Annotated in this window: 10 protein-coding genes; 6 read left to right on the top strand and 4 right to left on the bottom strand. The window is 60.5% G+C overall.

Annotated features, from left to right (window positions below):
• Nucleotides 1-29: 29 nt before the first annotated feature.
• Both bioA and OKC41_RS15810 read left to right on the top strand, forming a co-directional pair.
• Complete coding sequence (bioA, locus tag OKC41_RS15815) at nt 30-1304, top strand: adenosylmethionine--8-amino-7-oxononanoate transaminase (RefSeq protein WP_201894908.1); 1275 nt, start codon at nt 30-32, stop codon at nt 1302-1304.
• Nucleotides 1305-1439: 135 nt separating this feature from the next.
• Nucleotides 1440-2261 (top strand): HAMP domain-containing protein, encoded by an 822-nt coding sequence (locus OKC41_RS15810; RefSeq protein WP_042865183.1) that lies wholly within the window; start codon nt 1440-1442, stop codon nt 2259-2261.
• Here OKC41_RS15810 and OKC41_RS15805 read toward each other — a convergent pair.
• Entirely contained in the window at nt 2249-2623 is a 375-nt protein-coding gene (locus tag OKC41_RS15805; RefSeq protein WP_223302528.1) for a hypothetical protein, read from the bottom strand. The genes OKC41_RS15810 and OKC41_RS15805 overlap by 13 nt on opposite strands.
• A 168-nt stretch (nt 2624-2791) precedes the next feature.
• Here OKC41_RS15805 and asnS point away from each other — a divergent pair, with 168 nt between their 5' ends.
• The 3 genes from asnS to OKC41_RS15790 all read left to right on the top strand — a co-directional run bounded on the left by asnS (nt 2792) and on the right by OKC41_RS15790 (nt 6672).
• Nucleotides 2792-4192, top strand: a complete 1401-nt coding sequence (gene asnS / locus OKC41_RS15800; RefSeq protein WP_039039869.1) for an asparagine--tRNA ligase — start codon at nt 2792-2794, stop codon at nt 4190-4192.
• A gap of 353 nt (nt 4193-4545) precedes the next feature.
• Entirely contained in the window at nt 4546-5889 is a 1344-nt protein-coding gene (locus tag OKC41_RS15795; protein ID WP_041215561.1) for an anaerobic C4-dicarboxylate transporter, read from the top strand.
• 126 nt (nt 5890-6015) lie between these two features.
• A complete protein-coding gene (locus tag OKC41_RS15790) occupies nt 6016-6672 on the top strand; it encodes an adenine nucleotide alpha hydrolase (RefSeq protein ID WP_270672152.1) in 657 nt (218 codons plus the stop codon).
• 70 nt (nt 6673-6742) lie between these two features.
• Here OKC41_RS15790 and OKC41_RS15785 read toward each other — a convergent pair whose 3' ends face one another.
• Both OKC41_RS15785 and dcuC read right to left on the bottom strand, forming a co-directional pair.
• On the bottom strand, nt 6743-7882 hold the full coding sequence (locus OKC41_RS15785; RefSeq protein ID WP_270672151.1) for a M20 family metallopeptidase: 1140 nt from the start codon (nt 7880-7882) through the stop codon (nt 6743-6745).
• A 140-nt stretch (nt 7883-8022) separates the two neighbouring features.
• Nucleotides 8023-9399, bottom strand: coding sequence for a C4-dicarboxylate transporter DcuC (gene dcuC, locus OKC41_RS15780; RefSeq protein WP_270672150.1), 1377 nt, complete (start codon nt 9397-9399; stop codon nt 8023-8025).
• A gap of 285 nt (nt 9400-9684) precedes the next feature.
• On the opposite strand from dcuC, the gene OKC41_RS15775 reads away from it, so the two are divergent.
• On the top strand, nt 9685-9999 hold the full coding sequence (locus OKC41_RS15775) for a hypothetical protein (protein WP_010674057.1): 315 nt from the start codon (nt 9685-9687) through the stop codon (nt 9997-9999).
• Between the two features lie 443 nt (nt 10000-10442).
• Here the strand turns inward: OKC41_RS15775 and OKC41_RS15770 are convergent, their stop codons facing one another.
• A complete protein-coding gene (locus tag OKC41_RS15770; RefSeq protein WP_270672149.1) occupies nt 10443-11936 on the bottom strand; it encodes a DUF4041 domain-containing protein in 1494 nt (497 codons plus the stop codon).
• Nucleotides 11937-12096 lie beyond the last annotated feature (160 nt).

Here is a 12096-nt window from a genome sequence, read left to right as displayed (position 1 = left end):
GATCAAATAAATTGACAACAGAACACAAAATGACCAACCAAGAATTCGACCTGCACCACGTCTGGCACCCCTATACCTCCCTCACCCATCCCCTGCCCTGCTATGAAGTGGCCAGCGCCAAAGGGGTGACCCTCACCCTGACGGACGGGCGCGAGCTGGTGGATGGCATGAGCTCCTGGTGGGCCTGCGTTCACGGCTATCAGGTGCTGGAACTGGACGCGGCCGCCACCGCCCAGCTCGGCAAGATGTCCCACGTGATGTTTGGCGGCCTGACCCATGCCCCGGCAGTCGAGCTCTGCCGCAAACTGGTGGAGATCACCCCGAAGGGGCTGGATCGGGTCTTTCTGGCGGATTCCGGCTCGGTGGCGGTGGAGGTAGCCCTCAAGATGGCCCAGCAGTACTGGCACGCCAAGGGGACGCCCCGCGCCAAATTTGTCGCCCTTCGGGGCGGCTATCACGGCGACACCTTCGGCGCCATGAGCGTGTGCGACCCGGATGGCGGCATGCACGAGCTCTACCAGGGCTTCCTGCCCGAACACCATTTCGTCGAAGCGCCAAGCTGCCGCTTCCACGCCCAGTGGGACGAGCAGAGCGTGGTGGAGCTGGCCACCCTGGTGGCGGATCATCACGAGGAAATTGCCGCTATCGTGCTCGAACCCATCGTCCAGGGGGCGGGCGGCATGCGCTTCTATCACCCCCGCTACCTGCAGTGGGTGCGCGCCCTGTGCGACGAGTTCGGCCTGCTGCTGATTGCCGACGAGATAGCCACCGGCTTTGGCCGCACCGGCCAGCTGTTTGCCTGCGACTGGGCGGGGATCAGTCCCGACATCATGTGCCTGGGCAAGGCACTCACCGGCGGCTACCTGACACTGTCGGCCACGCTCACGACCGAGCATGTGGCTCGCACCGTGTGTGACGGCAAGGCAGGCGTCTTTATGCACGGCCCTACCTTCATGGGCAACCCGCTCGCCTGCGCGGTAGCCAACGCCTCCATCGAGTTGCTGCTCGCCTCGCCTTGGCAGGCGCGGGTGCAAGCCATCGAACACCAACTCAAAACCGAACTGGTGGAGCTGACCCTGCACCCGGCGGTGGCGGATGTGCGGGTGCTCGGCGCCATCGGAGTGGTAGAGATGAAGGAGCGGGTGGACGTGGCGCGCATCCAGCGCAAGTTCGTGGAGCTGGGCGCTTGGATCCGTCCCTTTGGCAAGCTCATCTACCTGATGCCCCCCTTCGTCATCACCCCTGAAGAGCTGCGGGTATTGACCGGCGCCATCCACGAGGCCATCACCAGCGGCGAATATTGAGTCCGGATGAACGGGCCCTGCATGAGAACGCAGGGCCTTTTGGCGCTTTTTCATCAGAATGTGAGCAAGACACCAAAACCCGTCCGGCGAGGAGAGTAGACTGCGCGGGTTTTACCCAACAGATGTACCAGTCCCATGCGCCTCTCCATTGCTGCCAAGATCAACTTCTTCCTGCTCTTCATCTTCTCCATGGTGTTGGTGTTTTCTGCGGCCTATCAGGCGGTGCGCGAGCGTGACCTCATCCTGACCCTCATCAAGGAACAGAGCCGCGAGCAGACCGAGGCCTACTTCGACGGCCTCAACATGCTGATGCTGACCGGCAAGATGGACGCCCGCGACACCCTGCGCGCCAAGTTTCTCGATCACGCCCACGTGGAAGATGCCCGCATCGTGCGCGGGGCGGCGGTCAACAAGCAGTACGGGCCGGGCCGTGACGACGAGGCCCCGAAGGACAGGTTTGATGCCCTGGCGCTGGCGGGCAAGGGGAGCCTGGAGGTAGAGCATGACGGCATGCACAGCCGGCTGGTGGTGACCCGCCCGCTGCTGGCCAGAAAGGATTTTCGCGGTACCGACTGCACCAGCTGCCACCAGGTGCCGGAAAACACCGTGCTGGGAGCGGTGCGTTTTGACTACTCCCTCGACACCCTGTTTACCCGGGTGGAGCAGAACATCCTCACCTCGGCCCTGAGTCTCACCCTCATCTTCGGGCTGGGACTCCTGCTCACCCTCTGGGTCATCCGCACCTGGATAGTCCGCCCCCTCAACCAGCTGACCCGCTCCATGGAGGAGGCCACCGATCGCAACGACTTCGGCCACAGGCTGGAGGGGGATGAAGGGGACGAGATTGGCCGGGTGGCGCTCGCCTACAACCAGATGCTCGACAGCGTGGAGCGCCAGATAGGCAAGCGCCCTGCCTCTCAGGGGCTGGATGACGGCGACCGCCCTCAGCCCCGGTAGTAAAGCAGCAGGCAGGCCACCAGGATCAGCAGCAGGATGAAGAGATTGACGTGGCGGGCATCTTCCTGCCGACGGCTGCGGCCACGGGCCAGCACCAGCACCACCAGGGTCAGCAGGCAGCAACCCCAGAGCCCGCGCTCCAGCCAGGGGGTGAGCAGGGGGTCCCAGCTCTGGCGCACCTTGACGCCCCCATAGACCAGAAAGCCGTAAGCCACCTCTGGCCGGGCGAAGTGATAGAGGGAGAGCAGGGCGACAAAGCCGCCCCAGCAGAGGATCACCAGCCCCTGCAACACCCGTATCCAGCCATCCGGCCCCCGCCTGCGCTCCTTCACCCTCACCCCCGTCCAGCCGCCATGATCCATGCACGATGCATGGGGAAATCCCCGCAAGGGTCCGACATTTTTGCTTGTTTATCAAACCTGCGCGGGTAAGATGAACGGCTTAGTCTGCCATGGTGGGCCAACTGCGCCCGGGCCAGACCCCTAGTGTTGCAAATAGCGCTGCAAGAACAAGCTGGAGACAATATTTCGATGACGCACGCATCCGTAGTTGATGTGCTGGCCGGTAAGTATTCGGTCGGCACCACCCTGACTGTGAAAGGGTGGATCCGGACCCGCCGCGATTCCAAGGCGGGGATCTCATTTTTGGCCGTTTCCGATGGCTCCTGCTTCCATCCGGTGCAGGCCGTCGCCCCCAATACCCTGGCCAATTACGAGAATGAAGTGCAACGTCTGACCACAGCTTGCTCCGTCGAAGTGACCGGCACCGTGGTCGAGTCCCAGGGCAGCGGCCAGGCGTTCGAACTGCAGGCCACCGAGGTCAAGGTGGTGGGCTGGGTCGAAGATCCGGACACCTACCCCATGTCTGCCAAGCGCCACAGCATCGAGTACCTGCGCGAGCAGGGCCACCTGCGTGCCCGCACCAACATCGTCGGTGCCGTGACCCGGGTGCGCAACTGCCTCTCCCAGGCCATTCACCGCTTCTTCCACGAACAGGGCTACCTCTGGATCGCGGCGCCCCTCATCACCGCCTCCGACACCGAAGGGGCCGGCGAGATGTTCCGCGTCTCCACCCTGGACATGGAAAACCTGCCGCGCACCCCCGAAGGCAAGGTGGACTACGACAAGGACTTCTTCGGCAAGGAGACCTTCCTGACCGTGTCCGGCCAGCTGAACGTCGAAACCTACGCCTGCGCCCTGTCCAAGGTCTACACCTTCGGCCCGACCTTCCGCGCCGAAAACTCCAACACCAGCCGCCACCTGGCCGAGTTCTGGATGGTGGAGCCGGAAGTGGCCTTTGCCGATCTGGAAGACAACGCAGCCCTGGCCGAAGCCATGCTGAAGTACGTCTTCAACGCCGTGCTGACCGAGCGCCGCGACGATCTGGAGTTCTTCGCCCAGCACGTGGACAAGGACGCCATCGGCCGTCTGGAGCGCTTCGTCGCCTCCGACTTCGCCCAGATTGACTACACCGACGCCATCGACGTGCTGCAAAACTGCGGCAAGAGCTTCGAGTTCCCGGTCTCCTGGGGCATCGATCTCTCCTCCGAACACGAGCGCTACCTGGCCGAGGAGCACTTCAAATCCCCGGTGGTGGTGAAGAACTACCCGAAGGACATCAAGGCCTTCTACATGCGCCTCAACGACGACGGCAAGACCGTTGCCGCCATGGACGTACTGGCCCCGGGGATCGGCGAGATCATCGGCGGCTCCCAGCGTGAAGAGCGTCTCGAGGTGCTGGATGCCCGTCTGGCCGAGATGGGTCTGAACAAGGAAGACTACTGGTGGTACCGCGATCTGCGTCGCTACGGCACCGTGCCCCACTCCGGCTTCGGTCTGGGCTTCGAACGCCTGGTGGTCTACGTGACCGGCATGGGCAACGTGCGCGACGTGATCCCCTTCCCCCGTACTCCCCGCACTGCCGAGTTCTAAGGCGACCCGCCCACTCGCACCGTGCAAAAGCCGACCCCCCGGGGTCGGCTTTTTTTATGCCCGCCTCGCTCTTCCCGCCCCCGTTATTCCCGCCTTTTGCATGCCCAACCCTGTGCGCTCCCCCACCTTTTCCGTCATTTATCTGGTGTGCGCCAGGAAGCGGCCCCCTGTTCAAGGGCTGAACCGTAGTTTTTATGCACTTAAATCGGAAAAAAGCCGGTTGTTGAAGCAACGCAATTTTTTACCCCTTTAGGGGTGACAAAATATCCATTAACCCTTCAGGGGTAATTGATGACAGCGGATCCCGGGCAGCTGGCCGATGGGGACATGGATAAAACACACGAGGTAATGGAATGATCTTGATGGAATTTTTGGTGGTACTCGGCTGCTTGCTGCTGGGTACCCGCTTCGGGGGCATGGGGCTGGGTCTTATCAGCGGCATTGGTCTGTTCCTGCTGACCTTCGTCTTCGGCCTGGTGCCGGGCGAGCCGCCGGTGCAAGTGATGCTGACCATACTGGCGGTCATTGGCTGCGCCGCCACCCTGCAGACCGCCGGCGGTCTCAACCTGATGATGCAGGTGGCCGAGCGTCTGCTGCGCCGCCACCCCCAGTACATCACCCTGCTGGCGCCGCTCACTACCTGGACCCTCACCTTCCTGTGCGGCACCGGCCACGTGGTCTACACCATGTTCCCCATCATCGCCGACATCGCGCTGCAGAAGAACATCCGCCCGGAGCGCCCCATGGCAGTGGCGTCCGTTGCCTCCCAGATGGCCATCTGCGCCTCGCCGGTCTCGGTGGCCGTGGTCTCCATGGTCTCCATCCTGGCGGCGGCTCACGGCGTGGGTCAGGCCTACGGTCTGCTCGACATCCTGATGGTCGCCATCCCCTCCTCTCTCATGGGTGTCATGATGGCGGCCCTGTGGAGCCTGCGCCGCGGCAAGGATCTGGACAAGGACGAGGAGTTCCAGGCCAAGATCAAGGACCCTGCCCAGCGGGACTTCATCTACGGCGGTGGTGAAACCCTGCTCAACACCAAGTTCCCGAAAGAGGCCTACTGGTCCACCTGGATCTTCTTCGCCGCCATCGCTGCCGTGGTGCTGCTGGGGGCCGATGAGGCGCTGCGCCCCGTCTTCACCATCAAGGAGAAGACGGGCCCCCTCTCCATGAACCTGGTGATCCAGATGATGATGCTGATCGCCGGCGCCATCATCCTGATGCGCTGCAAGGTCAAGCCGGGGGAGATCGCCAACGGCGCCGTCTTCAAGGCGGGCATGGTCGCCATCTTCTCCGTGTTCGGGGTCGCCTGGATGAGCGAAACCTTCTTCCAGGCCCACATGCCGCTGCTCAAGGAGACCCTGGCCCACGTGGTACAGGCCCAGCCCTGGACCTACGCCCTGGTGCTCTTCCTCATCTCCAAGCTGGTGAACAGCCAGGCCGCGGCGCTCACCGCCATCGCCCCCATGGGGCTGGCGCTGGGGGTCGAACCCAAACTGCTCATCGCCTTCCTGCCGGCGAGCTACGGCTACTTCGTGCTGCCGACCTACCCGAGCGATCTCGCCTGCATCGGTTTCGACCGCTCCGGCACCACCCGCATCGGCAAGTTCATCATCAACCACAGCTTCATCATTCCGGGCCTCATCGGGGTGGTGACCTCCTGCACCCTGGGCTTCATCCTGACCAGCATCCTGCTGTAACAGGCATCCAGTGCGAACGGCTCCCCCGTGGGAGCCGCTTTTTTATCCCCGCATCCCCGACCCGCGCTTTGCCATCGCCCCCCACTCTGGGTAGCATGACCCCTCTTTTCTTTGCGGAAATCCCCCATGTCTCGCGTCATCCTGCTCTGGAGCGGCGGCAAAGATGCCATGCAGGCCCTCTGCCACGCCCGGGAAGCGGGCCATCAGGTGGTGGCCCTGATCACCTTTGCCCCGCCAGCGCCCCGCTTTCTCGCCCATCCCCTGTCACAGGTTCGCCGTCAGGCGGCGGCCCTCGCACTGCCCCATCAGCTGGTCACCATCGAAGCGCCCTTCGATCTCGGTTATGAGCGGGCCCTGGCGGCATTGAAAGAGGAGTGGCAACTCGATGAGGTCGTCACCGGCGACATCGACAGCGTGGGGGGCGCGCCGAACTGGATCCGCGAGCGCTGTCGCCCCCTGGGGCTCACCGTTCACACCCCGCTCTGGCAACAACCCCGCGAGGCATTGCTGGCGGACATGCAGGCCCGCGGCATCGTCGCCCACCTCTCCTGCGTCGATACCCGGGTACTGGCCCCCGAGTGGGTGGGGCGCAGGCTCGATGCTGGCACCCTCAGCGATCTGCAGCGACTGGCGGATCGGGATGGCTTCGATGCCTGCGGCGAGCAGGGGGAGTACCACACCATGGTGACCGACGGCCCCGGGTTTGCGGCGCCGCTGACGCTCGGCCACTGGCAGATGGCGCGCCAGGAGCACCTCGCCTATCTGCTGGAGGACGAGGAATGACCTCTCACGAGGGCGACACATAAAAAACGGGAGGCGCTGGCCTCCCGTTTTGCTTGTCCTTAACGTTGACCTATTTGGCCAGCTTGCCCAGCACCCGCTTAAGCAGGCGGATGCGCGGCTCGATGCTCTCCAGCAGCAGGAATTCCGCCTCCGAGTGGAAGCCGCCCCCCATGGGGCCGAAGCCATCGAGGGACGGCACCCCGGCCGCCGCGGTGAAGTTGGCATCGGAGCCGCCACCGGCCTCCAGCCAGGTGAAAGGGACTCCCTCCTCCCTGCCTGCCGCCTCCACCAGTGCCATCAGGGCCTCGGTGTCGCCGCTCGGGCGCATCGCGGGCTTGAAGCTCTGGCGCGCCACCTCGACCCGGCAACCGGCGAGGAAGGGGTTGTTGGCCATGAAGGTGAGCCGGTCGTGCACCGCCTGCGCCTCTTCGTTGCGCCAGAAGCGCAGATCCACGATCGCCTCGGCAAAGTCGGGCACCACGTTGACGCCGGCCCCCCCCTGCACCACCCCCACGTTCATGGTGGTACCGGTTTCCATGTTGACCTGCTGGTTGATGGCGAGCACCCAGTGGGCCAGCTCCGTGATGGCGGAGATCCCTTGTGCCAGGGCCGAACCGGCATGGGAGGCCTTGCCGTGGAAGGTGATGCGGTACTTGGCATTGCCCTTGCGGGCGCTGATGAGATCCCCGCTCGGGCGGGCCGCCTCGGCCACCAGCACGCAGCCGCTCTGTCTGGCCCGCTCCACCAGCCACTCTTTGGACCAGGGGGAACCAATCTCCTCGTCGCAGTTGCAGCAAACCAGCACCTTGAGCCTGGCCAGCACGGCCGGGTCCAGCTCTTTCAAGGCATACCAGGTAGAGAGCAGGCCGCTCTTCATGTCCGAGACGCCGGGGCCAAAGGCCTGATTGCCTTCGATTTTCAGCGGTCGCTTGGCCGCCGTCCCCTCGGGGAAGACGGTGTCCATGTGGCCCACCAGCATGACGTCGTAGTGATCCGCCCCCGGGGCATTGGTTGCCTCGAGGCAGGGGCCGCACTCGGCGGCGAACTGGTGGCGGGTCACCTGCCAGCCGATGGCCTCATATTTCTCGGTCATGATGTCGGCGACCCGGGCCACCCCGGCCGGGGTGCGGGTGCCGCAGTCGAGGTTGATGAGCGGGGCGAGATCCGCCAGATAGGTATCGAGGGAAAACGGGCGCGTGAGGTCGTTCATTGTCTTCTCCATGGAACAATCTGCGTAAAACACAGACTGTTTTTGCAACGATAAGAGTGGGCGGGCACTCGACGCCGTCTCGTCAACGGCGGTCGGCCAGCGTGGATCAACTGGCCGCCGCCTCTACTACACCAGAGCCTTTACATGAACAGCAGATAGTTGAGGAGCAGCGCCGTCACCAGGGCCCCCGCCATGGGCACGCTGGTGCGCTTGACCACCACGAAGGGAGAGACCTTGGCGATGCCCGCACAGGCGATGAGCACCGCCGCGATGGGGGAGACGGTGCGACCGATACTGGAGGCGAGCTGCATCGGCAGCAGCATGGTCACCGCCGGCACGCCAAACTTGGCCGCCACCGCGGGGGCCAGGGAGGAGAAACTGAGGAAGGCCGCGTTGCCCGAGCCCATGATGACCGCCGCCACCATGATGAGCCCCACCATCACCAGGGTCATCAGGCCGCTGCCGATGCCGGCATTGCTGGCAGCGTGCAGCAGGGTGTCGATGGCGCCGATGGCCTTGAGGGATTCGGCGAAGAGCTCGGCACAGACGATCAGCGCCACCACGGGGCCGAACACCTTGCCCATGCCGTCGAGGAAGCTCGACAGCCCCGCGAAGGCGGTGCGCACCGAGCGGGTGCGCAGCAGCTCGCACAGCATGCCGATAAAGACCGACAGCAGCATGGCCACCTCCACACTGACGCTGATGGTGGTCACCAGCAGCTTGGAGAAGGTCATCATCAGCACGAAGGGGATGATGGGCAGCAGGCCGTACCAGGTCGGCGCGGCCACCTCGTCCGCCCCTTTTTCGTCAAGCTCGGCGTGTTCGCCGCGATGCAGGGCCGGATCCCAGCCCTCCTGGCGGTCACAGTGCCGCTGCCAGAAGAAGTGCAGCACCATGGTCACCAGCAGCATGGGAGCCACCAGCCAGATCTGGTAGTCGACGAAATAACTGGTCGGATCCATGCCGGACTGGCCGGCGGAGAAGATGGCGTTGGTCTGGGTCGGGCCGATTTCGAACGCCTGGGAGGTGGCGATGACGCCGCAGGCGGAAGCCGGGCTGATGCCGAGGTTGCGCATCACAGGGTACATGGTGACCATCAACAGCAGGCCGAGGCCGGTGGCAGAGGTGACGAACAGGGAGACGAAGACCGCCACCAGGTAGCAGATGGCCAGCATCAGGTAGCTGGACTGGATGCCCGCCACCGGCTTGACCGCCACCCGCACCAGGGCCTGGGAGGCGCCGATGTGGGACATGTAGGTGGCAAAGCCGGCCACCGCCATGATGGTGAGGCCAAGGCCCGCCGCCCGGTAGGAGAAGATCCCCTTGAACACCTCAAACAGATCGAACAGGGCGAAGCCGGTGCTCTTGTCGGCGGGCAGTATGGGGTGCAATCCCAGCCAGTAGGCGACGGTGAAGAGGGCCATGCCCGCCAGCGCCAGCACCGCCTGCGGGTTGTAATCCTTGATGATGCCGTAGACCACGGCGATCAGCACGAGCAAGACGAAGACGAGTTCCAAGGTGCACTCCTGACAAGATTATCGAGAAGCGCAATCTAGTGGGAGATCTCCCCTTTCCTCTTGATCACCATCAATAAAGATGGAAAAAGCAAACGGTTGTAGATTTTTACTCCAAAAATAAAACTAAAAACGACATTTAACATCACGAAACTGGATCTAGAATGCTCCCCAGGGTATCCCTGACCGACAACCGCCACTTTGTTTGCGTTGGATCAACATCCCGCCGGGGTGAACTGGCCAAGATGCCCGTCGACACAGAGCGACCATTTCGCACCGGAGAGAGTTATGACAAACCAAGCCACCGCAGGCACCCCGACCTGCGACTGCAAGCTGTGGGACATCCTCGTCGAGTCTGCAAAGGAACGCACCACCATTCGTTACTCCAAACTGGCCAGGCAGGCCGGGCTGGAGCAGTGCCAGGATGAACTGCGCACCCTGCTGCAACGCATCCGCATGTATTGCACCGAAAATCACCTGCCCATTCTCTCCGCCATCGTGATGGATGACGTGGGCAAATACGCCGGCCTCTCCTCCAGCCTGCCGGATGCCCCCTGGGAGCGGGCACGGGTCTTCGATCACGAGTGGACCACCCTGCACTGAGTGCCGCCCCCTGAATCCGGAACGCGCCCATACCAGCAGGCGCGTTCTGGTTTTTGGCCCCCGCCGTCCCTTCCCCGGCCCCAGCGGCCCCATCCGGCCAGGTGTGCTTCCCTGTGAGGCGCCCTGCCCCCTGTCGTCCTATCCGGCCAGGCGTGCAGCATAAGGGCCTCCTGCCCCCGGTCTCCCCCTTTGATACCGCAGCGCATCCCGTCCCAGACCAGCGTGTGCTGGCGCGCGGCCCCCTCCCTTCTCCATTCGGCCTGACTGGTAAAACCAGCCCATCCGGCCATGAGCGTTGCCATGGGGGGGCCACAATGCCAGAATCGGGCCCTTGCACGATTTCAGGGCCGCCGGCCCGCAGACAAAGGATCCCCCATGGCCACCACCCTCTATGGCATCAAGAACTGCGAGCTGTTTTTATTGGAAAAACCACAAAAACCTCTTCAAGCTGATATGGCATCCGCAAGCCTTGAAATCACTTGGGCCTGCTCGATCTCAGCACTAGATTGATCAGCATTTTTCCCGCGTTCAAGGTCATGCTGGCTACGGATAGCTTTAGACTCGTAATAGTCACGAGCAACAGCTGTCTCTATGAACTTAACGTCATCTCCAATCACGCTCGATACTTCATTTTTTATTTCATCCAATGTGACACTGAAGAATTCTTTACGCTTGTTTACAAGATTGATTCTTTTGAAATCAAACTTTTCATGTAATGTCTTCTCAAGAGCAGGGGCGTCATTTGTATGAATCATTGCATGTACGTCAAACCCGAACGGTACAGATGCATCGCCCAACTCGGTCACTCGATCAAGTGGCTCAAGTCGGCGAGTCATGCCTATTTTGTAGACGTTATCCCCAAAAGAACCAATATTCGATATGACATATACATGACCTTGTTTAGTCTGTTCAGCCATCGACTTCGCTCTTTGATGCTTTTTCTCAGCCTCCTCAAGTGAAGACTGGAGTTGATCTATCTTTTCTTGCAGCTTGGATTTCATGGCATCAGAAGCATGATCCAATTCCTTTTTGGCTTCTTCTAATGCTTTTTGATAACGTTGCTCTTCACGGATAGCCTCTTGCTCAAGCTTCTTGATCTCTGCTTCGGCTTTTGCTTCCTCCCGCATCTGAGCTCTAATTTCAGCTTGTTCCTCTTTCTCTCGTTGCTTTTTCTCATTGAATCCAAAGTATAACTCTAACTCAAGAAGTTTCTCTTTTAAAAAACGCTCAGTTATATATATGTGATTCGACTCGTTCAATTTATTAATATCATTAAACGCCTTTGTGATACGCTCTCGCATTTTCACTATATTCTTCCAAGTGCATCCAGCAATAGCCGCCTCACACTCATTGTTAAACGCTCTAGCTGTTAGACGAATCCCTTTTTCCGTCATCTTCCGGCCTTCAGCCCTAGAGCCTTCAACAGTCCATTCCTTTGGACAATAAATAGCACCAGATGATGTTTTATTTCTAAGCATTTCTTTCTGTCTTTCACGACAGGTAGCTATAGAAGCTTTGAACTCTTCTGATGTATCAAAATCGAACTTTGGCTCATAGAACCCTAACTCGATTAGCTCCATATCATCTTTGTAAATAGCCACTTGACGGTTCAAAGAATCGAGCATTACTTTAGTGGAATTATATGCCGTCAATAGCTCGCTAGCTTTTTTTGCTAATTGCTCTTTATCCTTTAATATTTGCTGTTTAGACTCATCTAAAGCAGATAGTTCTTGTTGAGATGTGTTTTTTAAAGCTGCCAGCTCATTTTCTAGCGATGACTTGAGTGCATTACACTCATCTTCTGTATTAAAGACAGCAGAGAACCGAGCCTTGTAGTCGGCAACGAGCCTTTCATTGGCCTTTGACTTTCTTACAAAAAATACAAGAGCAAACACTACTGCAATCAACACGACCAATAATATATAGACATCTATCACATGCACCTCTCAATATTCGATTTCAAGACAGATTTGTACCGTTTTATCATCATCTAGGCATAGCGATTCTAAATCGTGATGCCTCCACTAGGTTGATGCGGCCAAGTTGATACTAGCATTACTCATAAAGGGCTATGCAAGCAAGAAGCTTGCCCTTTTC

The sequence above is a fragment of the Aeromonas sp. QDB17 genome (assembly GCF_027705305.1).
In the GTDB taxonomy this organism is placed as follows: Bacteria; Pseudomonadota; Gammaproteobacteria; order Enterobacterales; family Aeromonadaceae; genus Aeromonas; species Aeromonas caviae.
The sequence above is the reverse complement of the archived record's forward strand: the minus strand, read 5'-3'. Positions and strand labels throughout refer to the sequence as shown.